Annotated in this window: 23 protein-coding genes; 18 read left to right on the top strand and 5 right to left on the bottom strand. The window is 66.0% G+C overall.

Features of this window, described 5'->3' with window-relative positions:
• The first annotated feature begins 36 nt into the window (after positions 1–36).
• A complete protein-coding gene (locus E4341_RS09815; protein WP_165116959.1) occupies positions 37–2325 on the top strand; it encodes a spermidine synthase in 2289 nt (762 codons plus the stop codon).
• Here the strand turns inward: E4341_RS09815 and E4341_RS09810 are convergent.
• Entirely contained in the window at positions 2322–3473 is a 1152-nt protein-coding gene (locus E4341_RS09810) for a bifunctional 2-C-methyl-D-erythritol 4-phosphate cytidylyltransferase/2-C-methyl-D-erythritol 2,4-cyclodiphosphate synthase (protein ID WP_165116957.1), read from the bottom strand. The genes E4341_RS09815 and E4341_RS09810 overlap by 4 nt on opposite strands.
• 95 nt (positions 3474–3568) lie before the next feature.
• Between E4341_RS09810 and dusB the strand changes: the two genes are divergently transcribed.
• The 7 genes from dusB to E4341_RS09775 all read left to right on the top strand — a co-directional run bounded on the left by dusB (position 3569) and on the right by E4341_RS09775 (position 12472).
• A complete protein-coding gene (dusB, locus tag E4341_RS09805) occupies positions 3569–4624 on the top strand; it encodes a tRNA dihydrouridine synthase DusB (RefSeq protein WP_066551404.1) in 1056 nt (351 codons plus the stop codon).
• Positions 4621–6891 (top strand): PAS domain-containing sensor histidine kinase, encoded by a 2271-nt coding sequence (locus E4341_RS09800; RefSeq protein WP_066551405.1) that lies wholly within the window; start codon positions 4621–4623, stop codon positions 6889–6891. Before dusB ends, E4341_RS09800 begins: the two co-directional genes overlap by 4 nt.
• Before the next feature lie 9 nt (positions 6892–6900).
• Positions 6901–8307 carry a sigma-54 dependent transcriptional regulator gene (locus tag E4341_RS09795; protein ID WP_165116955.1) on the top strand — a complete coding sequence of 469 codons (1407 nt, stop codon included), beginning with the start codon at positions 6901–6903 and terminating at the stop codon, positions 8305–8307.
• The gene (locus E4341_RS09790; protein WP_165116953.1) at positions 8307–9167 is read left to right on the top strand and encodes a D-amino-acid transaminase; all 861 of its coding nucleotides are present in this window, start codon (positions 8307–8309) and stop codon (positions 9165–9167) included. Before E4341_RS09795 ends, E4341_RS09790 begins: the two co-directional genes overlap by 1 nt.
• A gap of 101 nt (positions 9168–9268) precedes the next feature.
• The gene (gene hfq, locus E4341_RS09785; protein ID WP_003164861.1) at positions 9269–9514 is read left to right on the top strand and encodes an RNA chaperone Hfq; all 246 of its coding nucleotides are present in this window, start codon (positions 9269–9271) and stop codon (positions 9512–9514) included.
• Positions 9515–10828, top strand: coding sequence for a GTPase HflX (gene hflX / locus E4341_RS09780; RefSeq protein WP_165116951.1), 1314 nt, complete (start codon positions 9515–9517; stop codon positions 10826–10828).
• Positions 10829–10834: 6 nt separating this feature from the next.
• Positions 10835–12472: a Na+/H+ antiporter gene (locus E4341_RS09775; protein ID WP_165116934.1), complete on the top strand. Its 1638-nt coding sequence runs from the start codon at positions 10835–10837 to the stop codon at positions 12470–12472.
• Positions 12473–12475: 3 nt separating this feature from the next.
• Here the strand turns inward: E4341_RS09775 and E4341_RS09770 are convergent, their stop codons facing one another.
• From E4341_RS09770 to E4341_RS09760, 3 genes are read right to left on the bottom strand one after another with little or no spacing between them, the layout of a single operon-like run.
• The gene (locus E4341_RS09770; RefSeq protein WP_165116932.1) at positions 12476–13132 is read right to left on the bottom strand and encodes an HAD family phosphatase; all 657 of its coding nucleotides are present in this window, start codon (positions 13130–13132) and stop codon (positions 12476–12478) included.
• Between the two features lie 10 nt (positions 13133–13142).
• Positions 13143–13907: a nucleoside triphosphate pyrophosphohydrolase gene (mazG, locus tag E4341_RS09765; RefSeq protein ID WP_240893667.1), complete on the bottom strand. Its 765-nt coding sequence runs from the start codon at positions 13905–13907 to the stop codon at positions 13143–13145.
• Between the two features lie 26 nt (positions 13908–13933).
• Positions 13934–15295, bottom strand: coding sequence for an MFS transporter (locus tag E4341_RS09760; RefSeq protein ID WP_165116928.1), 1362 nt, complete (start codon positions 15293–15295; stop codon positions 13934–13936).
• Positions 15296–15400: 105 nt separating this feature from the next.
• Between E4341_RS09760 and E4341_RS09755 the strand changes: the two genes are divergently transcribed.
• The 4 genes from E4341_RS09755 to ygiD all read left to right on the top strand — a co-directional run bounded on the left by E4341_RS09755 (position 15401) and on the right by ygiD (position 18156).
• Positions 15401–16258: a D-alanyl-D-alanine carboxypeptidase family protein gene (locus tag E4341_RS09755; RefSeq protein ID WP_165116926.1), complete on the top strand. Its 858-nt coding sequence runs from the start codon at positions 15401–15403 to the stop codon at positions 16256–16258.
• The gene (locus E4341_RS09750) at positions 16234–16692 is read left to right on the top strand and encodes a hypothetical protein (RefSeq protein WP_165116924.1); all 459 of its coding nucleotides are present in this window, start codon (positions 16234–16236) and stop codon (positions 16690–16692) included. Before E4341_RS09755 ends, E4341_RS09750 begins: the two co-directional genes overlap by 25 nt.
• Positions 16693–16790: 98 nt before the next feature.
• A complete protein-coding gene (wrbA, locus tag E4341_RS09745; RefSeq protein WP_055805062.1) occupies positions 16791–17393 on the top strand; it encodes an NAD(P)H:quinone oxidoreductase in 603 nt (200 codons plus the stop codon).
• Positions 17394–17397: 4 nt separating this feature from the next.
• Complete coding sequence (gene ygiD, locus E4341_RS09740) at positions 17398–18156, top strand: 4,5-DOPA dioxygenase extradiol (RefSeq protein WP_165116922.1); 759 nt, start codon at positions 17398–17400, stop codon at positions 18154–18156.
• On the opposite strand, the gene E4341_RS09735 is transcribed toward ygiD, so the two are convergent.
• Positions 18157–19710, bottom strand: a complete 1554-nt coding sequence (locus tag E4341_RS09735) for an AMP-binding protein (RefSeq protein ID WP_165116920.1) — start codon at positions 19708–19710, stop codon at positions 18157–18159.
• A 183-nt stretch (positions 19711–19893) separates the two neighbouring features.
• On the opposite strand from E4341_RS09735, the gene lipA reads away from it, so the two are divergent.
• From lipA to E4341_RS09705, 6 genes are all read left to right on the top strand, one after another.
• Positions 19894–20856 carry a lipoyl synthase gene (gene lipA, locus E4341_RS09730; RefSeq protein ID WP_017504838.1) on the top strand — a complete coding sequence of 321 codons (963 nt, stop codon included), beginning with the start codon at positions 19894–19896 and terminating at the stop codon, positions 20854–20856.
• A gap of 7 nt (positions 20857–20863) precedes the next feature.
• Positions 20864–21316, top strand: coding sequence for a type II toxin-antitoxin system RatA family toxin (locus E4341_RS09725; protein ID WP_165116918.1), 453 nt, complete (start codon positions 20864–20866; stop codon positions 21314–21316).
• The gene (locus E4341_RS09720; RefSeq protein ID WP_165116916.1) at positions 21313–22428 is read left to right on the top strand and encodes an NAD(P)/FAD-dependent oxidoreductase; all 1116 of its coding nucleotides are present in this window, start codon (positions 21313–21315) and stop codon (positions 22426–22428) included. Before E4341_RS09725 ends, E4341_RS09720 begins: the two co-directional genes overlap by 4 nt.
• On the top strand, positions 22425–22976 hold the full coding sequence (locus tag E4341_RS15710) for a sugar O-acetyltransferase (protein ID WP_039243667.1): 552 nt from the start codon (positions 22425–22427) through the stop codon (positions 22974–22976). The genes E4341_RS09720 and E4341_RS15710 overlap by 4 nt, the downstream gene beginning before the upstream one ends.
• A gap of 134 nt (positions 22977–23110) precedes the next feature.
• Positions 23111–23293 carry a 50S ribosomal protein L32 gene (rpmF, locus tag E4341_RS09710; RefSeq protein WP_026108365.1) on the top strand — a complete coding sequence of 61 codons (183 nt, stop codon included), beginning with the start codon at positions 23111–23113 and terminating at the stop codon, positions 23291–23293.
• A gap of 109 nt (positions 23294–23402) precedes the next feature.
• Complete coding sequence (locus E4341_RS09705; protein ID WP_165116914.1) at positions 23403–24023, top strand: hypothetical protein; 621 nt, start codon at positions 23403–23405, stop codon at positions 24021–24023.
• The last annotated feature ends 14 nt before the right edge of the window (positions 24024–24037 follow it).

The raw sequence follows: 24037 nt of genomic DNA, 5'->3' as shown, positions 1-24037 counted from the left end.
TTTTCATAGGCCGCGAACCCCGCTCTAACCAGAGCCATGACCGAGGCTGTCGATCCGTTACGCCCCGCCGCCCCGACATCGGATCGCGTCGCGCCGATCCTGTTCGCCGTCGCCATCTTCACATCGGCCTGTCTGGTCTTCGTCGTTCAACCGATGGCGGCCAAGCTGCTGTTGCCGACGCTGGGCGGATCGCCTTCGGTGTGGAACGCGTCGATGGTGTTCTTCCAGACCGCGCTACTCGCCGGATATGGCTATGCGCACCTGCTGCAACGTTTGGCGACGATGCGGGCGCAGGTCGGGGTTCACCTGGGCCTGCTGATCGTGGCGGCGTTTTTCCTGCCCCTGCAGATTAGCGGCCTGTTGGGGGATCCCGATCCGTCCCAACCGGCGATGTGGCTGCTGGCGACGCTGGCGGTGTCCATCGGCGCGCCGTTCGCTGTGCTGTCGGCGACTGCGCCGCTGCTTCAGGCCTGGTATGCGCGCGTGCGGGCCGGACATGCAGACGGCCAGAACCCCTACGTTCTCTATGCCGCCTCGAACCTGGGCAGCTTCTTGGCCCTGCTGGCCTATCCGGTCGTGATCGAGCCGCTGGCCAGCCTGTCGGATCAGCGCCTGGGCTGGAGCGTCGGCTATGGGCTGTTCGTGGTGATGGTCGTGGGGCTGGGCGTTCAGGTCTGGCGACGACGCGAGATTGGAACGGCGGAGCCCGCGCCGCTTGAGGCCAGCCCGCCGATCGCCTGGCGCGAAAAGGGCATGCTGGTTCTGCTGGCCGCAGCACCGTCCAGTCTGATGCTGGGGGTGACGGCGCATCTGACGACGGATGTCGCCTCGGCGCCCTTTCTATGGGTCATACCGCTCGCGCTCTATCTGCTGACGTTCGTAATCGCGTTCCAGACCCGGCCGGCTGTTTCGCCGGCCATCGGCCTTGGTTTGCAGGCGGCGGCGGCAGCGGCCTGCGCCGCCCTGGTCGCGTTCCGGACAGGCGAATGGCTTCTGGTGTTCACCGTCAATCTGGCGGCCTTCTTCTTTACAGCGCTTATGTGTCACCAAAGGCTGGCGGCGCGGCGGCCGACGCCGGATCGGTTGACCGAATTCTATCTCTTGCTGTCGCTGGGCGGCGTGGTCGGCGGGCTGTTCAATGGCCTGATCGCGCCGGCCGTTTTCAACATGGTGTGGGAATATCCGCTGGTGCTGGTGGCGGTCGGACTACTGCGGCCGTGGAGCCGTCGCGAGATCAGGCCGTGGGAGATCATCTGCTGCGTCGCCGGCGTGGTCATCGCTCTTCTGGGGCCGCTGTCGATGGAGGCGGTCCGGTATGCGCCGGACATCCGCGTGGCCATCCCCGACGCCGAACTGGTGCGGATCGCGCAAGCCATCCTGGGGATCGCGACCCTGTTCGCCTTCCTGGTCCGTGATCGGGCGGTGATGTTCACGATCGTTTTGGCCGCCATCGTCTGGTCAGGCTATCATCTGGCGCGCGGTTATGACTGGGCCCTGTCGGAACGCAGCTTCTTTGGCGTGATGCGAGTGGCCAAGATCGACGATCCGCTGATGGGCGGGCCGGTCCATGTGCTGATGCACGGCACGACCCTGCATGGCGCCCAGGCCCAGGCGCCGTCGAACCGCTGTCAGCCGACGCTCTATTACGCGACCTCGACGCCGCTGGGGCAGGCGATGCTGCAGATGCAGACGAGGCGGCTGGACGGCGCGCGCGTCGGCGTGGTGGGGCAGGGCTCGGGCGCCATGGCCGCCTACAAGCGCGCCCAGGACCAACTGACCTTCTTCGAGATCGATCCGATGGTGGATCGGCTGTCGCGCGACCCCCAATGGTTCAGCTTCATCAATGGCTGCGCCGATGGGCCGGTTCGGACGGTTCTGGGGGACGCCCGCCTGACGATGGATCGCGAGCCGGCGGGATCCTACGACTTGTTGGTCATCGACGCCTTCTCGTCCGACGCTGTGCCGACCCATTTGCTGACGGTGGAGGCGATCCGCGGCTATCTGCGGCTGCTGGCGCCCGACGGCGTCGTGGTGCTGCATCTGTCGAACCGAAATCTGGAGATTACCCTGCCGGCCGAGGCGGCGGCGCAGGCCCTGAAGGTCCCGCACCTGCACCAGGTCTATATCGAGCAGTCGGGCCAAGGCGACATGGCCGAGGCCTCGACCGAGGCCCTGCTGATCGGCAAGAGTCCGGCGGCGCTGGAGGGCTTCAGGGACGATGCGCGTTGGCGCAAGCTGTCGCCGACGACGGTGCGTCCGTGGACGGACGACTACGTCAATCTGTTCGGATCGCTGGTGCGTCAGATGAAGATGGCGGCGCGCTAGGCGACTGGCGTTTCCACAGTCGCCACAGCCTGGGCGGCCAGACCCTCGCCGCGTCCGGTGAAACCAAGCCCTTCGGTCGTGGTCGCCTTGACGCTGACGGCGTCGAGCGGAAGACCCAGCAGCCCGGCAATCCGGTCGCGCATGGCCTGGCGGTGCGGCTTCACCTTGGGTCGTTCGCAGATCAGGGTGACGTCGAGATTGACGATGCGGCCGCCGCGCGCCGCGACCAGTTCGGCGGCATGGATCAGGAACTGATCTGACGAGGCGCCTTTCCATTTCGGATCCGTCGGCGGGAAATGGTCGCCGATGTCGCCCGCCGCGATGGCGCCCAGGATGGCGTCGGTCAGGGCGTGGAGACCGGCGTCCGCGTCGGAGTGGCCGATCAGCGTTTGGTCGTGCGGCACCTCGATCCCGCAAAGCCAGACGGACCCGCCGGGCCCCCAGCGATGCACGTCATAGCCGGAGCCGATGCGGGTCTGATAACGCTGCGCTTGGGGCAGCAGAGCTTCGGCCATGGCGAAATCCTCGGGATAGGTCAGTTTCATCAGACGCGCATCGCCCTGAACCAGGGCCACCGCGCCGCCGTTGCGCTGTACGACGACGGCTTCGTCGGTAGGGACCTCGGCGTCCGACCAGGCCGCATAGGCGGTCTCGATCACGCCCCGGCGGAAGGCTTGAGGCGTCTGGGCGCGCCACAGACCGTCGCGATCAACCACGTCGGTCATGATTTCCGCCTCGCCACGCCGAAGGCTGTCGGCGACAGGCAGGGCGGGCAGGGCGCCGTTCGAAGTTTCAAGGGCCGACAGTAGACGGTCGATGACGGCGGCGTCCAAAAGCGGACGGGCGGCGTCATGGATCAGCACTGGCTGATCCGTTCCACAGGTCAGGGCTGCAAGCCCGGCGCGGACCGAATCGGCGCGGGCGGCTCCACCGACGACGGCTCTCCAACGCGGCAAACCGGACAGCACCTCGGCCACACGGTCAAGGGCGTCAGGGGCGATCACGACGATCAGTTCGTCGGCGCCGGCGTTCAATAAGGCCTCGGCAGGCCAGCGCAGCACGGGCTTTCCACCTAGGTCCCGCCACTGTTTGTCGCCGCCGGCGCGCGAGCCGGAACCGGCCGCGACGATGATGCCCGAGAATGTCATGGCGGCCTTGATAGTGCGCGCGGCGACGGGGCGAAACCATCAAAGCGCCGCGGTCGTGCTTGACGAGGGTGGCTGCGATGCGGCGAAAGATAGAAATGCCCAAGACCTTGCAAATCGGCGATGTGACCGTGCCCGGCCAGGTGCTGATGGCGCCGATGACCGGCGTGACCGACCTGCCGTTCCGCGTGCTGGCCTGCAGACTGGGCGCCGCCTATGTCGCGACAGAGATGGTGGCGGCCAAGGAACTGGCGCGGGCGCGGCCGGACGTCGTGCGGCGCGCCGCCGTGGGAGCCGGTCTGCCGCTGACCGTCATCCAGCTTGTTGGGCGTGATCCCGAACAGATGGGCGAGGGGGCGCGGATAGCGGAAAAGGCTGGGGCGGACATCGTGGATCTAAACTTCGGCTGTCCGGCCAAGGAGGTGACAGGCTCGGCCGCCGGTTCGGCTCTGATGCGGACGCCGGATCTGGCGTGTCGGATCATGGAGGCGGCGGTCAAGGCGACCGATCGGCCGGTGACAGTCAAGATGCGCCTGGGCTGGGACGACGAGAGCCGGAACGCCGCCGAGTTGGCCCGCCGTGCGGAAGCGATCGGCGTCAAGGCCGTCACGGTGCATGGCCGCACGCGAAAGCAGTTCTACACCGGGCAAGCGGATTGGGATGCAGTCGGGACGGTGAAGGCGGCGGTCGGCATTCCCGTCATCGTCAATGGCGACATCATCACCGCCGATGAAGCGCGCCAGGCCTTGGCGCAGTCGAGCGCTGACGGATTGATGCTGGGACGCGGCGTCTATGGTCGGCCATGGCTGGCGGCGCATCTTGAGCGGGCGCTGATCGACGGCGTGGCGCTGGAGGAACCCGGACCGAAAGAGCGTCTGGCGATCGTGATCGAGCACATGCGGGCGTCGGCCGAGTTCTACGGCCTGCCGCTGGGTCTGAAGATGTTCCGCAAACATCTGGGTTGGTACATCGAACAGGCGCCTTGGCCGGCCGATCCGCAACACCGTCGTGAGGCCAAGGCAAGAATTTGCCGCTTGGATGATCCGATGGCCGTCGAAGACGCGATGCACGAACTGTGGCGGCCGGATTTGCCTCGGTTGGGTAAGTCTGCTGTTGAAAATGGGCCACAGGTGTTGGAGACTGCTGTGGCATGACGGATACGCCTTTAGCACGCACCGCTTCGCCCGACCTTGCGTCGGACGACGGGTCGTTCTGGGGGTGGGTCGATAGCGAACGGGCGCGGACCGGCTTCGGACTGGCGTTCTTTCTGGCTGTCGCGATCACGGCGGCGGCCATCTGGCTGGTGGCGGTCGCGCCGGGCGCCACATCGGGGTCGGCGCGCGGATCGAGCAGCCAGATCGCGCTGATCGTTCTGGCCGCCAATCTGCTTTTGATTTCCGGCTTGGCCATCATCGTCGGCCGGCGCGTGCTGACCTTGGTGCGCAGCACCGACGAAGCGGGTTCACGCCTTCATTTGAGGTTCGTCGCCCTGTTCTCGATGGTGGCCCTGGTCCCGTCGGTGCTGATCGCCCTGGTGTTCGGCGTTCTGGTCAATCGAGGCGTAGACCAATGGTTCAGCCAGAACGTCCAGGCCTCGGTCGAGAACGGAGCGATCGTGGGCCGCGCCTATATCCAGGACGTTTCGGCCGCAATGGATGCTGATCTGGTCACCATTTCGGATCAGTTGGGAAGCGCGAGAAGCCTGTTTGCTGATCGCATTCAGTTTAACGACGCCCTAGGCCAAGTTGGGGACATCTTCGGCTATCCCGCCATCTATATTCTGGATGGCAAGGGCGAGGTGCTGGCTCGCGCTGAAAAGACAGGCGCGCCTCCCTATCTTGCGCCGCCGCGCGATGAACTCGCGGCCGCAGCTGAAGGCGGGCAGCCTCCGCAGACCGTCACGCAGCATCCAGACGCCGTCCGGTCGATCATCGCCCTGCCAGCCTATGGCGACGCCTATCTTTATCTGGTGCGTCCGCTTCAGGACGGCCTTGTGGCGCGAATGAACACGTCGGTTCAGTCGATCCAGGCTTATCGGGAAGCTCAGGAGAGCCGCGCCCGTATACAGTCGGCCTTCATCCTCAGCTATCTGGAAACGGCGCTGCTGGTGCTGGTCGGGGCGGTGTGGCTGGGAATGTCGGCGGCCAGCAGCATCTCCGCGCCGATCGGTCGGCTGGTGAAGGCGGCGGGACAGGTCGCGGGCGGCGACTTCACCGCTCGGGTCGACAGCGACGGCGCCCCAGCCGAGATCGCTACCCTGTCGGACGCCTTCAACCGCATGACCGGCGATCTGCAGGCGCAGCAGGCGGCGTTAAAGGCCGCGAGCGACGAGGCGCATGATCGTAGCCGCTTCATCGAGACCGTTCTGTCTGGCGTCAGCGCCGGGGTCATCGGCCTGGACAAGCGTGGGCGAGTGTCGGCGATAAACGACAGCGCCCTGCAACTGCTTCACATCGACGACGCCGAGGTTCTCGGCCATGAACTCGCGGCCCTGTCGCCAGAGCTGAGCGATCTGGTGCGGCGCGCCGAGGCCCATATCGAGGAAGACATCGACGTCAGCCGGGGCGGAGAGACGCGGCGGCTGCGCGTTCGGATCGAAGGTGGCTTGGGTGGCGAGATGGTCCTGACCTTCGACGACATCACCCGCCTAGTGACGGCCCAGCGAAACGCCGCCTGGCGCGACGTGGCCCGTCGCATCGCCCATGAGATCAAGAACCCGCTGACGCCGATCCAGTTGTCGGCCGAGCGGTTGAAGCGGAAATACCGCGCGCGGATCGGCGAGGATGTCGAAATCTTCGACCGGTGTACTGACACCATCATCCGCCAGGTCGGAGACATCGGTCGCATGGTCGATGAGTTCTCGTCCTTCGCCCGCATGCCGGCGCCGCGTTTCGCGCCCGAGAACCCGGCCGAAATGCTGCGCGAGGCGGTGTTCGCCCAGCGGGTCGCCGCGCCGGACATCGTCGTCGACATCACCGAGCCTCTGCCCAAGGCGACAATGCAGGCCGACGGCCGCATGGTGGGGCAGGCGCTGATCAACATCCTTAAGAACGCGGGCGAGTCGGTTGCGGCGCACCGGCTCGCGGCAGGCGAGGCGGCGGCGTCGGATCGTGCGGGCGTGATCGCGTCGCTGACAGTCGAAGACGGCGTCGCGACCTTCGTGATCGAAGACGACGGCGTGGGTCTGCCGGCGCGCGACCGCGATCGCCTGACCGAACCCTATGTGACTACGCGCGAGAAGGGCACGGGCCTGGGCTTGGCCATCGTCAAACGCATTTGCGAGGACCATGGCGGCGAGCTGAAGCTGGCCGACGCCCAGACCCTGCGCGGCGCACGCGTGTGCATGATCTTCCCCCTGAAACCCCACGGTGAAGGCGGCGAGGGCACGGAGCGCAAGCTCCAGACCCTGGCCGCCGAATAGCGAGGCAAGATGCGACCAACCGGTTCCGACATTCTCGTTGTCGACGACGAGGCCGATATCCGCGACCTGGTGTCCGGCCTGCTGGAGGACGAAGGGCATGCCGTGCGCGTGGCCGCCAACTCCGACGAGGCCCTGGCCGCGATCCGGGCGAGGAAGCCGTCGCTGGCGATCCTGGACATCTGGATGCAGGGCGGCGGGCTGGACGGGCTGGAGCTGCTGGAGGTCGTCAAGGAACTGGATCCTGATCTGCCGGTCGTGATGATTTCCGGTCACGGCAATATCGAGACGGCGGTGACGGCGCTGAAGCGCGGCGCCTATGACTTCATCGAAAAGCCGTTCAAGTCGGATCGGCTCGTCGTCGTGGTCGAACGCGCTATCGAGGCGGCGACGCTAAGGCGCGAGAACCGCCGCCTGCGCGCGGCGACCATGATGCCGTCGGGTCTGATCGGCCGATCACAGGCTGCGCAGGCCTTGCGCAGCACCATCGCCAAGGTGGCGCAGGCCAACAGTCGGGTCCTGATCGCCGGACCGGCCGGCTCGGGCAAGGAACTGGTTGCGCGTCAGATCCACGAAGCCAGCCCGCGCGCGCGCGCCGAGTTCGTCGCGATTTCGGCCGCTGGAATGACGCCGGAACGTCTGGATGTCGAACTGTTCGGCGAGGAGGGCCAGGACGGCCGTCCACGCAAGATCGGCGTGTTCGAGCGCGCCCACAATGGCACGCTGTACCTCGATGAAATCAGCGACATGCCGCGCGAGAGCCAGAGCCGCATCCTGCGCGTTCTGGTGGACCAGCGGTTCCGACGTGTCGGCGGTGAGCAGGACGTGCAGGTCGATGTCCGCGTCGTGACGTCGACCTCGCGCGATCTGAAGGCCGAGATCGCAGAGGGACGTTTCCGCGAAGACCTGTTCCACCGTCTGAATGTGGTGCCGATCCGTGTCCCGCCGCTGTCGGAACGGCGCGAGGACATCGCCGAACTGGTCGAATATTTCGTCGACACGATCAGCGCCTCGCAAGGGCTGCCCAAACGCATCGTCGGGGACGATGCGGTGGCGGTGCTGCAAGTCCACCCGTGGCCCGGAAACATTCGCCAGCTGCGCAACAATATCGAGCGTCTGCTGATCCTGGCGACCGGCGATCCGGCGGAAACGATCACCGCCGACATGCTGCCGCAGGAGGTGGCGACCTCTAACGGCGGGACGGCGAACCTGGGCGGCGAGCGCACCATCGCCCTGCCGCTGCGCGAGGCCCGCGAGGTCTTCGAGCGGGAGTATCTGGCGGCGCAGATCATGCGGTTCGGCGGCAATATCTCGCGCACCGCCGCCTTCATCGGCATGGAGCGATCGGCCCTGCATAGAAAGCTGAAGTCGCTGGGCGTCTCGCCAGCGCGCGGCGGCGATGAAGAAGAGCCGGCCTGATGTCACGCGTCGCCTATGTGAATGGCGCGTATAGCGCGCATGGCGAGGCCGTGGTCCATATCGAGGATCGCGGTTTCCAGTTTGCAGACGGCGTCTATGAGGTCTGGTCGGTCTTCGACGGGCGGCTGGCCGATTTCGAAGGTCATATGAGCCGCCTTCACCGCAGTCTGAGCGAACTGAAGATCGACATTCCGATGAGCGCCGGCGCCTTGGGCGTCGTTCTGCGCGAGACCGTGCGGCGCAATCGTGTGCGCAACGGCATGGTCTATCTGCAGATCACACGCGGCACGGCGCCGCGCGATCATGGCTTTCCGACCGATATTGCGCCCAGCGTGGTCGTGACGGCCAAGTCGATCGATCCGGCGCGAAATCAGCGTCTGGCGAAAAAGGGCGCTGCCGGCGTCACCCAACCCGATACTCGTTGGGGACGCTGCGACATCAAGACCGTCGGTCTCTTGCCGAACGTGCTGGCCAAACAGGCGGCGCGCGAGCGCGGGGCCTATGAGTGCCTGATGTACGATGACATGGGTCTGATCACCGAAGGCGCATCGACCAATGCGTGGATCGTGGATGAGGACGGCAGGCTGAGAACGCGGGACATCCAAGCCAATATCCTGCGGGGCGTCACGCGAGCAGCCGTCATCGAGCTCGCCGCCGCCGAGGGTGTCGAACTGGAAGAACGGGCCTTCTCGGTCGATGAAGCGAAACGGGCGCGCGAGGTGTTCGTCACCGCCGCCAGCGCCTTCGTTATGCCGCTGGTTTCGCTGGACGGCGTGAAAATCGGTGACGGCCAGCCCGGCCCGGTGGCGACCCGCCTGCGAGAACTCTATCTTGAACAGGCGCGTCGAGGGGCCATTTAGGGCGTTGCCCGAGCGGCCGGGCGGCGGTTAAGGTCGCGGTTGGCTGCATCGGCCCCGCCGCTCCCACGGCGATGAACAACGAAGAACAGGAAAAACCTGCCATGTCGCAAGACAAACGTCAGAACCTTCAGGACACCTTCCTCAACTCGGTCCGCAAGACCAAGACGCCGCTGACCATCTTCCTGGTCAATGGGGTCAAGTTGCAGGGCATCGTGACCTGGTTCGACAACTTCTGTGTCCTGCTGCGCCGCGATGGCCAGTCCCAGCTGGTGTACAAACACGCCATCTCAACCATCATGCCGTCCGCGCCCGTGCAGCTGTACGAGCCCGACGCCGAAGAAGACTGATTGACCCAAAAACTGATCGACCACACCGTCCCGCTGATCCGGGCGGTCGTCATTCACCCCGACCGACGCTCGGACAGTCCCCGGCTGGCGAGCGAACGGCTTGAGGAGGCGGCGGGCCTTGCCCGCGCGCTGGACCTCGACGTGCGCGCCGAAGAGATCGTGCGGCTGCGCAGCACCACGCCAGCGACGCTGTTCGGCACGGGCAAGGTCGAGGAACTGGCCGCGCTCGTGCGCGCCGCAGACGCCGAGGCTGTTATCATCGACGACGCCCTGACGCCGGTGCAGCAGCGCAATCTTGAAAAGGCGTGGGAGGTGAAGGTCATCGACCGCACCGGGCTGATCCTGGAAATCTTCGGCCGTCGCGCGCGGACCAAGGAGGGGCGGCTTCAGGTCGAGCTGGCGCGGCTGGATTATGAGCGGTCGCGTCTGGTGCGAACCTGGACCCACCTTGAGCGGCAACGTGGCGGCACCGGTTCGACCGGTGGGCCCGGCGAAACCCAGATCGAGCTGGATCGGCGTCTGATCGCCGACCGGATTGTCAGGCTGAAGTTCGAGTTGGAAGAGGTGCGACGCACGCGCGGCCTGCACCGCAAACAGCGTCAGAAGGCGCCGTTCCCGACGATCGCCCTGGTCGGCTACACCAACGCGGGCAAGTCGACGCTTTTCAATCGGCTGACGGGGTCGGAGGTCTTCGCCAAGGACCTGCTGTTCGCCACACTGGACACGACCCAGCGCACTATCCGGCTGCCGCAAGGGCGACCGGCCATCGTGGCGGATACGGTCGGCTTCATCTCCGACCTGCCCCACGAACTGGTCGAGAGCTTCCGCGCCACGCTGGAGGAGGTCGGCGAGGCCGATCTGATCCTGCACGTTCGCGACATCGCCTCGCCCGACAGCGCCGCCCAGGCCAAGGACGTCGAGGCCGTGCTGAAACAGATCGAGACGCCAGAGGGCAAGACGCGCCGGGTGCTGGAGGTCTGGAACAAGATCGACCTGCTGGACGATGAAGCGCGCGAGACTGTGCTGGGTCAGGCCGAACGGCTGGCGAAGGACGGTGAGGCGGTCGCCGTCTCAGCCTGGACGGGGGAGGGGATCGAGCCTCTGCGCCAGATCATCGCCGGCCTGATCGACGATGATCCCGAGACGCAGCTGACGCTCGAGCCGCATCAGGGCGACGCCCTGGCGTGGCTGTACGAACATGGGCGGGTCACGTCGCGCGATGCGGACGAGCTTGGCCGTACTCACGTCACGGTCCGGCTGCACCCTGCGGCGCTCGGGCGATTCGAGCGCCTGTATCCCGACCTGACCGACTGAGTTTTCATGCATCTGATCGAAACCGTCCTGCTTCTGCTGTTGGCCGTGGTAGTGTCGGGTTCGATCGCGCGGATCACGCGCATCGCCTTGCCCTTGGTTCAGATCGGGCTGGGTGCCGCCATCGTGCTGATCACGGGCAAGACGGTCGATCTTGAGCCCGACATTTTCTTTCTTCTGTTCCTGCCGCCGCTGCTGTTTCTGGACGGCTGGCGAATTCCCAAGGAAGACCTGTTTCGCGACCGGGCGGTGATCCTTGAGTTGGCGCTGGGGCTGGTGCTGTTCACCGTCGTCGGTCTGGGTTTCCTAATCTGGTGGATGATCCCGGAGATGCCGCTGCCGGTGGCTTTCGCCCTGGCCGCAATCCTGTCGCCGACCGATCCCATTGCGGTTCAGGCGATCGCGGCGCGGGCGCCGATCCCGAAGCGACTGATGCACATTCTGGAAGGCGAGTCGCTGTTGAACGATGCGACAGGGCTGACCTGCATGCGGATCGCGGTCGCCGCCGCGACGACTGGGGCGTTTTCGATCGGCGACGCGGTGGGGACGTTCGCTTGGCTGGCTCTGGTCGGGGTCGCCGTCGGCGTTCTGGTAACCATGGCCATCAGCTACGCCAAGAGCGTTGTCAGCCGACGCTGGGGCGAGGACGTGGGTGCGCAGATTCTGGTCAGTCTGCTGATCCCGTTTGCGGCCTATCTGGTGGCGGAAGAACTGCACGCGTCCGGCATTTTGGCGGCGGTTGCGGCCGGGGTGACGATGAGCTTCACCGAACGCGGCGGCATCGCCGGCCAGTCGATGGCGATGACGCGGATCAGGCGCAGCGTCGTGTGGGACACGGTCCAGTTCGTCGCCAACGGCATCATCTTCGTGATCTTGGGCGAACAGATGCCCTCGATCATGTCGCGCGCGGCCGAGGTGGTGGCGGGCACCAGCCGGCCCGAGGTCTGGTGGCTGGCGGTCTATGTGTTCGGCATCGTCGCCACCCTGGCGGCGCTGCGGTTCGTCTGGGTTTGGACCTCGCTGAAGCTGACCCTGTTTCGCCGCCGCCATCGCGGTCCGCCGGCCAAGGTCGGTCTGCGGCTGACCATGGTGATGTCTCTGGCGGGCGTGCGGGGGGCGATCACTCTGGCGGGTATTCTGACCCTACCGTTCGCCTTGGGCGACGGATCGCCGATGCCGTCGCGGAACCTCGCGATCTTCCTGGCGGCGGGGGTGATTGTGGTGTCGCTGGTGCTGGCGACCTTCGCCTTGCCTAGACTCCTGAAGAACGTCGAACTGCCGCCGGAGCCCTCGCATGAGCAGGAAGAGGATCGTGGCCGGGTCGCCGCCGCCTCGGCCGCCTTGCGCGCCATTGAAGACGTCTCGCACGCCATGGCGGAGGGCAAATCCGACCCCGACCTCTATTCCGACATCGCCGGCCGGATCATGGAGACCTATCGCCAGCGGATTGAGACCCACACCCGCACGGACGAGGAAGACGCCGCCCTGACGCGCAAGATGGACGACATCGAGCGTCGTCTGTGGCTTGCAGGGCTGGCCGCCGAGCGCGAAGAGCTGCGAAGGCTGCTTAGGGCGCGTCAGCTGGACGAGGTGACGGCCAAGAAGCTGTTCCGTGACGTCGATCTACAGGAACTGCGCTACCTCTGAGGCTCAGCGATCCATGAAAGCGGAAACGGCCGCATAGCTGTCGGCGATAAAGTGCGCGCCGCGCGCCTTCAGGCGTTCGGCATGGCCGTCGCGAACATGCCCGCCCGCCGTCAGCCCTACGACCGTCATGCCGGCGGCGACGCCTGCGGTGATGCCCGCCTCGCTGTCTTCGATCACCAGAACGCGCGTCGGATCGACGCCCATGGCGTCGGCGGCGTGCAGGAAGATGTCGGGGTGGGGCTTGCCGCGCTCGACCACCAGGCCGGTGAAGACCGCGCCGTCGAAATGATCCGTCAGGCCGAATAGGTTCAAGCCGACGCCGATCCAGTCGGGTCCGCTGGACGAAGCGATGCAGCGGGGCTCGGGTCGGGCAGCGACAAAGTCCAGCAGACCGGGCACGGGTTCAAGCTGCTGCGGCGCGCGCTGACGACAGGTGGCAAACCATGTGGTGTGGAAGTCTTCAGGGCAGGCACGACCCAAGGCCGCCTCGACGACCGGCCGATTGTCGCGCCAGCGCTTGCCCGTATAGGCAGCCAGGACGTCGTCGAGCGAGGTCGGCAGACCGATGGCGGTCAGTTGCTCGGCCATGACGGTGCTGTTCAGCACCTCGCTGTCGGCGACCACGCCGTCGTAGTCGAAAATGATCAGGTCGTAGGTCACGCGGGGTCGCTCAGGCTTCAGGCGCGGCCTTTTCGGCGACCTTTGCGGCGTCCCAGAGGCGGTCCATCTCGGCCAGGTCCGATTGGTCGGGCGTGCGGCCGTCCTTCGCGAGCTCCGCCTCGATGAAGCCGAAGCGACGCACGAACTTCGCGTTGGCGGCGCGCAGGGCGTCTTCGGGCTCGACGTCCAGCTTGCGCGCCAGGTTGGCGACGACGAACAGAAGATCGCCCAGTTCTTCGCGCGACTTGGCCTTGTCGCCGGCGGCGATCTCGACGCGCAGCTCCTCGACCTCTTCGGCCAGCTTGTCGAACACCTCGTCGGTGGAGGGCCAGTCGAAGCCGACACGACCGGCGCGCTTCGTCAGCTTGGCGGCGCGGGTCAGGGCGGGCAGGCCGACGGGGACGTCGTCCAGAACGCCGGGCTTCTTGCGGTCCTTGCGCTCGGCGGCCTTGATGGCTTCCCAGGCGACGGTCTGTTCCTTCGAAGAGCGCTGGGCCTCGTCACCGAAAACGTGGGGGTGGCGGCGCTCCAGCTTGTCGGCAATGGCCGTGACCACGTCGTCGAAAGCGAACAGCCCTTGTTCCTCAGCCATGCGGGCGTGGAAGACGACCTGGAACAGCAGGTCGCCCAGTTCGCCCTTCAGCTCGACCAGATCGTTGCGCTCGATGGCGTCGGCGACCTCATAGGCCTCCTCGATCGTATAGGGGGCGATGGTGGCGAAGGTCTGCTCCACGTCCCAGGGGCAGCCGCCGTCGGGATCGCGCAACCGCTCCATGACGCCGAGCAGGCGGTCGATCGGTCTCAACGACGGACTCCGTCGCGAACTTCCAGGGCGAGGCGGATTTCATCGTGCCGCTTCGGCGTCAGGGGATAGCCCTTCAGCACCCAGGCGGCGGCGGCCAGCAGCAGGCCGGGGACCAGAATGAACAGGATCTGGAGCGTCAGCAGGGAAAAGTCGCTGTTGCCTAGCGGGCCCGGCACCGCCTTGAAGCCCACGCCCTGCAGGATCAGGTAGGGGATCAGCGCGACCACGTGGCCGATCTTGGTCGTCGCGGACAGGATGGAGAACATCAGTCCGGTGCGATCCACACCGGTCTCCAGTCGCACCTCGTCACCCGCGTCCGCCATCATGGCGCGCAACAGGAACAGGCCGGCCGCATAGGGCAGGCCGGCGATGAACATGGCGCCTGCCGTCAACATGAAGTTGCCGCCGGGAACCAGGGTGGCGGCGATATAGAGGGCCGCGAAGATCAGGCTGGCGACAGCCAGGGCCTTGTCCTTGCCGATCCGCGTGGCCAGCCAGGCCCAGATGGGCGCGCCGCACAAACCGGCGACGAAATAGAACAGCATGAACAGGCCGGCCTGGCTGTGGTCGTAGCCCTTGATCTGGCCAAAGAAGAAGAACAGCAGCGAGCCGGTGATGCCGGGCGCGACGCCCAGCAGCAGGTCCGCGATCAGCAGTTTCCTCACCGTGGGCATCTTCAGCAAGGCCAGATAGGCGCCGGCGCCCCCGTGCGGCTGGTCGCCCGCATTGACGGGTTCGGGCACGGCGACCATGGCGAGGCCGATGGTGACGGGCAGGGCGATCAGGATGGCCCAACCCATGATCCGCACGCCGTCGGCATAGGTTCCGATGCCGGTCTGGACCACCACAGTCGGCAGGACCAGGATCAGGATCACGCCGATGATGTTGAACACCTGCCACCAGCCATAGACCCGACTGCGCTGATCATACTGAGGCGCGAGCACGGCGGCCCAGCCGAGTTGGCCCAAGGTGCCGATCGAGAAGCCGAGGTAGAGGACCAGCAGCCAGCCAAACAGATAGGCCGGTCCGGCGCCGGGCTGGACCACGACGAACATCATGAAAGCCGACAGCATCAGGATCGGCGTCGAGATCGCCATCCACGGTCGATAGCGACCGAACCGCGTCCTGGTCTTGTCCATGCCCCAGCCGATGAAGGGGTCGAAGACGATGTCGATCAGACGCACGGCCATGAAGACCGCCGCCACGACTCCCAATTCCAAGCCAACATGGGTGGCGTAGAACTCCGGCAGGGTGACGGGCAGGGCGACGCCAAAGGCCGCCAGCGGCAGGCACGGGCCGGAAAAGGCCGCGAGCACGGCGTTGGAACGGCGGGGCGCGGTCGGCGCGGCGGTGGACATGCGTCGGTCCGAAAGGCGCGGCGCGAGTCGGCCGCGCGCCACCATGCCAGCGATCGGTGACGCATGCACTTGTGAGATCGACCGGCTTAAGGCTTCCTGTGGTCCATGTGGCGAAGCCTTTTTGCGTTCCTGTCCGTTTGCTTCGTTCTGACGTTTGCCGGCGGCGCGCGTGCGGCCGGACCCTGCCACACCAACGCCGACGGTTGGCAGGCGCAGGGACTGGCGAACGCTGCGTCGGCCTACGGCATGGAATGGGCGCCGTTCGGGGCGGCGGAGTGGGGGTGGCAGGCCTATCTGCCGCTGATCCAGCGCGAACTGCATACGGCCTGCGGGCCCGGCACGCCGATCTTCGCGTCGCAGCTGGCGGGGTTTCAGCAGACCTATGGCCTGGCGCCGACCGGCCTGTTCGATGCGGCGACATTCCAGGTGTTTCGCGGCCTTTGGCAGGAGCGGCGGCCGTTCGTGATGGCGCGCGTCGGCGGAGCCTGTCCCGAGCCGCCGCCGATCAATCAGCTCGGCTATCTGGTCGCCTCCGAGGAACATGCCGACCGTCTGACACGCTTGCTGCGCCGGGACGTGCTGGACGCCTATCGCCGGCTGGTCGCGGCCGCGCGGGCTGAGGTTCCGGAGGTGGGGGCCGATCCCGAACTGCTGCAGATCTTCTCCGGCTTCCGCGATCCCGAGGCGGACGCGGCGCGCTGTGCGCAGCAGGGCAACTGCGATGGGCTGCGCCGCGCCGTCTGTTCGCCGCATCGGACGGGCACGGCGGTCGATCTGTATGTCGGCCAGGCGCCGGGTCTGGGCGTCGATTCCACCACCCCGGCCAGTCGCGAATATATGGCGCGGTCGGCGACCTATCGCTGGCTGGTGGCGAACGCTGGGCGTTTCGGCTTTGTGCCCTATGTCTATGAGCCGTGGCACTGGGAGTATGTGAAGCCTTGGGATCCTTCGTTCGCGCCCTGACCGAAGCCGAGAAATCGCTCGCGCGAGAGGCGTTCGGCGCCGCGATCGACCTGGCGACCGTCCGATTGATCGGCTGGCCGTTCCGCCGCGCCTTCGTCGCCGGGCGCTGGTTCGGACGAGACTGGATCGTGTGGCCGCAAGCGCAGCTCGTCGCAGACTTCACTTTGGCGTCCGACCGCATGCAGGGCGTGCTGATTCATGAACTGACGCACGTCTGGCAGGCCCAGCAGGGTGTCAATCTGCTGTTCGCAAAGCTGAAGGCTGGGGACACTTCCGCCTCCTATGCGTATCGCGTGGAACCGACCTGCCGGTGGGACGCGTTGAACATCGAGCAGCAGGCGATGGTGATGGAGCATCGTTTCCATTGTCGCCGCGGTCGCCCCACGCCGGGCGACAGGATCTTTTACGACACCGTCTGTCCCTTCGAGACGTGATTTGATGTCGGGGACTTGCGGAAGGGCAAGCAGCGCGCCAAGTTAGCAACGGTCGTTGTTGCGAATGACGACCCTTGTCATTCAACGGAGCCTCCTCGATGCCGAAAGTCCTCGTCCTCTATCATTCGACCTATGGTCACCTGGAAACCATGGCCGAGGCGGTCGCCGAAGGCGCGCGCGAGGTCGAAGGCGCCGTCGTGGACATCAAGCGCGTGCCGGAAACCGTGCCGGAAGAGCTGGCCAAGGCCTCGCACTACAAGCTGGATCAAAAGGCGCCGATCGCCAAGATCGACGATCTGAAGGACTATGACGCCATCATCATCGGCGCCGGCACCCGCTTCGGTTCGGCCGCGTCGCAGATGCGCGCCTTCCTGGATCAGGCCGGCGGCCTGTGGTTCTCGGGCGCCCTGATCGGCAAGGTTGGCGGGGCGTTTACCGCGACGGCGACACAGCACGGCGGTCAGGAGACGACCTTCCAGGGCCTGCACAACTTCTTCATGCACCACGGCATGCCAGTCGTGGGTCTGCCCTATTCCTTCCAGGGGCAGATGACGCTGGACGCCATCCACGGCGGCTCGCCCTATGGCGCATCGACGATCACGGGCGGCGACGGCTCGCGTCAGCCCAGCGACGTCGAGCTGGACGGCGCCCGGTTCCAGGGCAAGCATATCGCCGAGCTGGCCAAGAAGCTGCACGGCTGACCCGATGCGTCAGCCCGCCGTCTTCTTCGGCCACGGTTCGCCCATGAATGCGCTTGGCGGTCCCTATGGGGCGGCCTGGCGTGAGCTGGGCGAAGCGATCGGCAAGCCCAAGGGTGTGGTGATGATCTCCGCCCACTGGGAGACGCGCGGGCTGGGCGTCACCGCGCAGGAGAGGCCCGAGACCATCCATGACTTCGGCAACTTTCCGCGCGAACTTCATCAGATGCAGTATCCGGCGCCCGGGTCGCCCGCCTTGGCGGCGCGGGTGTCGGCGCTGACCGGGGCCGTTCAGACGCGAGCGTGGGGCCTGGATCACGGGACCTGGTCGGTGCTGTGCCATGTGTGGCCCGAAGCGGACGTGCCTGTGGTGCAGTTGTCGCTGAATCGCGAGCTGACGGCGCGCCAGCATTACGACCTGGCCAAGGCGCTGAAACCGCTGCGCGACGAGGGGATCGTCATCGCCGGCTCGGGCGATTTCGTCCACAATCTGCGGACCTGGAAACGCGAGGACGGCGCAGAACCCTACGCCTGGGCGACCGGCTTCAACGAGGCGGTGAAGGCGGCGTTCGAACGGGGCGACCATGAGGCGCTGATCGACTGGGTGGGTCTGGCCGAGGACGCGCAACTGAGCGTGCCGACCGACGAACATTTCCTGCCGGTGCTTTACATCGCCGCCCAGCAGGAGCCGGGCGAGGCGGTCAGCTTCTTCAACGACCGTATCGACGGCGGCTCGATCTCGATGACGGGCGTCCGGATCGGCTGATCAGGCCGCCTTCTCGGCCTCTACCATCTTCTGGATCGACACATAGTCGGTCTTGCCGGTGCCCAGGACGGGGACCTCGGCGACCTTGACGATCTTTTTCGGCACGATCAGTTCGGGCGCGCCGTTGGTTCGCGCCCATTCGGCCAGGGGCGCGACCTCAGCGTCTGCGTGGTCAGTGACGAGCACCAGCTTCTCGCCCTTGCGGCTGTCCGGAATCGACACCACGGCGTGGCGTTGATCCGGCCAGACGGCGCCGGCGATCCCTTCGACGGCGGTCAGTGAGACCATCTCGCCGCCGATCTTGGCGAAGCGCTTGGCGCGGCCGCGGATGGTGACATAGCCGTCGTCCGTCACATCGACGATGTCGCCTGTGTCCAGCCAATCGTCGCCGATCGGATCCCACTGCAACGGCTCGGCCGAGGTGACATAGCCGCTCATGACATTGGGCCCGCGCAGCATCAGGCGACCGCCCGCGTCGATGCCCTCGACCGGCTCCAGCTTCCAGTCGATGCCGGGCAGCACCTGACCGACCGTGCCGGGCGCGTTTCGGTCAGGATGGTTGACGGCGATGACAGGCGAGGCCTCGGTCGCGCCGTAGCCTTCCAGCAGTTCGACGCCGCCGAACTTGGTGTTGAACAGGGTGCGGGTCTCCTCGCGCACCTTCTCGGCGCCGGCGACGACGAACTTCAGCGTCGAGAAATCGTTCGGTTCGGCGACGCGGCCGTACTGGTTCAGGAAGGTGTCGGTCGCGAACAGGATCGATGCGTTCACTTGGGGCAGCAGGTCGGTGATCTGTTTGGCGTGCAGCGGCGACGGATACTGGAAGGCCTTCAACCCTTGCAGCAGCGGCAGGATGACCCCGCCGGTCAGGCCGAAACAGTGGAAGGTCGGCAGGGGATTGAACATCACCCATTCGGGCAGCAGGTCGATGTGGGCCGCCACCTGACGCGCATTGGCGACGAGGTTCTTCTGGCTCAGCACCACGCCCTTGGGCGTGCCGAAGCTGCCGGAGGTGAACAGGACGACGCCCGGTGCGTCCGGATCCGTCTTCACGCGGAACCGCCTGGGCGCCGCGCCGGCGGCGAGGCCGTAGAGCTTGTCGGCCAGACCGATGGTCTTGCGCACGTCGTCCAGCCAGACGACCTCGGCCACGCTTTTCAGTTCGACGATCAGGTCGTCCAGCTTGGCCTGATCGATGAAGCGTTTGGCGGTCAGCACCTTCTTGACGCCCGAGGCCTTGATGGCCGCCTTCAGATTGGCTTCGCCGGCGGTGAAGTTCAGCATCACCGGCACACGACCGTGGGCGTGCAGACCGAAGAAGGTGACAACGACGCCCATGGACGACGGCAGCAGGATAGCGACCCGCTCGCCCTTGTCGGTCATATTGGCGATCTTGCGGCCTAGCACGAAGGCGGCGCGGATCAGGCCGGTGTAGGTCAGCGGATGCCGGTCCTGATCCTCCAGGATTTCCTTGTCGCCGAACCGCGACCGCGCATCGATCAGGGCGTCGATCAGGGTCGAGTCGTAAAGCGAGGGATCCAGGGCCTGGCGCAAGCGCGTCTCCTACGGAGGACGCGGGCGGCCCTCTCTGTTGTTCGGGCGACTGTCATTAATGACGCCGCGTCATCTTGAAAAGATGCGTAACGTCGCGTGAGTTCCGCTGCGCGATCACGCCTGCGGCAAGTCTGTTACGCGGTGTGCCTTGCCTAAACGGCCTCAAAGTCCGAAATACCGGCCATGGTCACCCTGATCGACACCCTTCAGCGCAAGCCGTCCGAGCTGCGCCACCCCGAAAAGCAGAACCGGCCCGAGTCGGTCGTTCTGAAAAAGCCTGACTGGCTGCGGGTCAAGGCGCCGGGCTCGGGCCAGTACAACGCCACCAAGGAGATCGTTCGCTCCAAGGGGTTGGTGACGGTCTGTGAAGAAGCGGCCTGCCCGAACATCGGCGAGTGCTGGAGCCAGAAGCACGCCACCCTGATGATCATGGGCGACACCTGCACGCGGGCCTGCGCCTTCTGCAACGTCAAGACGGGCTTGCCTCAGCCGCTGGATCCGGAAGAGCCGGGCAAGGTGGGTTTGGCCGTCCAGCAGATGGGTCTGAACCACGTCGTCATCACCTCGGTCGATCGCGACGACGTGGCCGACGGCGGCGCGGCCCACTTCGCCGAAGTGGTGCGCCAGATCCGCATCCAGGCGCCGGACACCACGATCGAGATCCTGACGCCCGACTTCCTGCGAAAGGATGGGGCGGCCGCCGTGATGATCGACGCCAAGCCCGACGTATTCAATCACAACCTCGAGACCGTGCCGCGCCTGTATCTGAAGATCCGGCCGGGCGCGCGCTACTTCCACAGCCTGCGCCTGTTGCAGATGGTCAAGGAGCGCGACCCGAACCAGTTCACCAAGTCCGGCATCATGGTCGGCCTGGGCGAGACCAAGGAAGAGGTCATGCAGGTGATGGACGACATGCGGTCCGCCGGCGTCGATTTCATCACCATCGGCCAATATCTCCAGCCCACGCGCAAGCACGCCGCGATCGACCGCTTCGTCACGCCGGAAGAGTTCAAGGCCTATGAGGCGATCGCCCGGGCCAAGGGCTTCCTGATGGTGTCGTCCAGCCCGCTGACGCGTTCGTCGCACCACGCCGGCGACGACTTCGCCCGGCTGAAGGCGGCGCGCGAGGCGCAGCTGCGCCGCTAAGTTCCGAATGGCCGTCCACCGTGTCACGCGCATTCTTCCCTATGCGCCCGAACAGCTTGCCGATCTGGTCGCCGACGTGCGCGCCTATCCCGACTTCGTGCCGTGGGTGACGTCGATGCGCGTCTGGAACGCGCGCGAGGAAGGCGAGGGCGTCGGCTTGCAGGATGCGGAGGCCAGTGTCGGGTTTTCCTTTCTGAAGGAGCGCTTCTCCACCTGGGTCCTGCATGATCGCAATGCGCCCAAGGTCGAGGTCGGCTTGCTGCGTGGACCCTTCAAGCACTTGAAGAACCGTTGGGAGTTCTTTCCTCATCCCGACGGCACGCGGCTGGAGTTTAGGATCGACTTCGCCTTCAAGTCCCGGATGCTGGACATGATGCTGTCTGCGAACTTCGACCGTGCGGTGGAAAAGCTGATCGGCTGTTTCGAGGCCGAGGCGAAACGGAGATACGGCGTCCGATGAGTTTCGATTTCGACGCGACCGTCGTGGGCGCCGGGGCTGTGGGCCTGGCCTGCGGACGGGCGCTGTCGAAACGGGGCCTGACGGTGCTGGTGTTGGAGAAGGAAGCCCACATCGGCCAAGGCGTCTCCTCCCGCAATTCCGAGGTCATTCACGGCGGGCTCTATTATCCGACCGGTTCACTGAAGGCCCGCTTCTGCGTCGAGGGACGCCGCGCCCTTTACGACTTCCTGGCCAGCCGCAAGATCGACCACTTGAAATGCGGCAAGCTGGTCGTGGCGACGCAAGAGGCCGAGGTCGAGCGGATCGAGGCCATCTTCGAACAGGCGACGGCGAATGGCGTCGAGGGGCTGGCGCATCTGACCGGCGCCCAGGCGCGGGCGCTGGAGCCGGAGCTGAACGCCCACGCCGCTATCCTGTCGCCCGAGAGCGGCCTGTTCGACAGCCACGGCTATATGTTGGCTTTGCAGGGCGAAATCGAGGATGCGGGCGGGTCGGTCGTAGTCTCGGCGCCGTTCGAGGGCGCGGAGCCGCTCGCTGGCGGCGGTTTCACGATCCGTGTCGGCGGGGAGGGGGCGATGCAGGTCACCAGCCGCCTTTTGGTCACCGCGCCCGGACTGTCGGCCCAGGCGGTGGCGGCGTTGATTGATGGCTATCCGGCCTGCGACATCCCTGCCGGACATTTAGGCAAGGGCGTCTATTTCCGGCTGACGGGCAAGGCGCCGTTCGACCGCCTGATCTATCCGCCGCCCATCCCCGGCGCGCTGGGCACCCACTATCGCAAAGATCTGGGTGGTCAGGCCGTGTTCGGCCCCGATCTGGCCTTTGTCGAAACCGAGGATTACTCGGTTGATCCTGCCAAGGCCGAAGAGTTCGCCACCTACATTCGTCGTTTCTGGCCGGGTCTGCCCGACGGCGCCCTGACGCCGGACTACGCCGGCATTCGGCCCAAACTGCATGGGCCGGGCGAGCCGCAACCGGACTTTCAGCTTCATGGCCGCGAACATCACGGCATCAATGGTCTGATGGCCCTGTTCGGCATCGAAAGCCCGGGCCTGACCAGTTCGCTGGCCATCGGCGAAGCGGTCGCTGACGCTCTGACGGAGGATGCGTGACCGAACGCGAGAAGATGCTGGCGGGCTTGCCTTACGATCCGGGCGATCCCGATCTGCGCGATGGTCGCGCCCGCGCCGTGGCCCTGACCGTCGCCATCAACGCTGAGCCGGATCGAGACCGGCGCGGCGCCCTGGTCAACGAACTGGTCAATGCGGCCGACGGCAAGGCGATCATCATGCCGGGCTTCTTCTGCGATTATGGCGTCAACATCCATTTGGGCGCGCGGGCCTTTGCAAACGCCAACTGCGTGTTCCTGGACTGCGCCGAGATCCGTATCGGCGACAACTTCCAGGCCGGGCCAGGCGTACAATTGCTGACGCCGGAACATCCGCTGGACGCGGTCGCCCGCCGGGGCGAGGAGACGGCGCGGCCGATCGTCATCGGCGACGACGTCTGGATCGGCGGCGGCGCTATCGTTTTGGCGGGCGTCACCATCGGCGATCGGTCGGTGATCGGCGCGGGATCGGTCGTGACGAAGGACGTGCCGTCCGATGTTGTTGTGGTCGGCAATCCAGCGAAGATCGTCCGGCGTCTGACGCCTGCTTAAACGCCTTGAAATCGTCGCGCGGTTCATGCATAAGCCGCGCCTCGCGTGGCGGCTCTCTCGGGCCGCCGCTATTGTTTTCGCGCTAGACGGAGCTCGGCTCTGGGCGGCGCCCGACTTAGAAGATTGAGACGGACATGGCCGTTCCGAAGCGCAAAGTATCTCCCTCGCGTCGCAACATGCGCCGCGCCCACGACGCCCTGACCTCAAACGTCTACGTCGAGGACAAGGACACCGGCGAGCTGAAGCGCCCGCACCACATCGACCTGAAGACCGGCACCTATCGCGGTCGTCAGGTCATCACGCCGAAGGAAGACTAGTCTTTCAGGCGACCCCGACTTCGGTCGGATGACGATTTCGACGGCGCGCGGTGACCCGCGCGCCGTTTTCGTGCGTTCAATGCGGTGAAGCTTCCGTTGGAGACGCCGCATGATGATTCGTTTCACCGCCGTCAGCGCCTGTGCGCTGCTGACCCTCGCCGCCTGCAATCGCGCAGAGGAGCGCGTCTCGGAGCCCGCCGCACCGCCCGTCGCATCCGCGAACGAGACGCCCGCTACGCCCGCAGCCGATCCGAATGCGTTGACGGCCGAAGGGCTGGGGCCGGTGCGAATCGGCATGACGCGCGCCGAACTGGTGAAGGTCTGGGGCGAGGACTCCCAACCGAACGCCGCCGGCGGCGCCGAGCCCGAAGTCTGTGACCAGTTCCATCCCGCCAAGGCACCCGCCGATGTGCAGGTGATGATTCAGAACGGCGTGCTGACGCGAATCACCCTGGCGCGCGGGGCGACGACCAAGACCGATCGCGGGTTCGGCGTCGGCGATACGGCCATGGCGATCAAGCAAGCCTATGGCGGTGCGGTCTTCGCCCAGCCGCACAAATATCAGGAAGCGCCGGCCGAGGATCTGTTCGTCTGGTCGAAGGGCGGATCGACGACCTATGTCACCGATCCGTCGGCGCGTGGCGTTCGATATGAGATCGGCAGCGACGGCAAGGTGATGATGGTCCACGCTGGCGATCCCTCCATCCAACTGGTCGAAGGCTGTTCCTGACGCCCGGCGACGAT

The organism is Brevundimonas sp. 'scallop' (genome assembly GCF_011045535.1).
Classification (GTDB): domain Bacteria; phylum Pseudomonadota; class Alphaproteobacteria; order Caulobacterales; family Caulobacteraceae; genus Brevundimonas; species Brevundimonas vesicularis.
The sequence above is the reverse complement of the archived record's forward strand: the minus strand, read 5'-3'. Positions and strand labels throughout refer to the sequence as shown.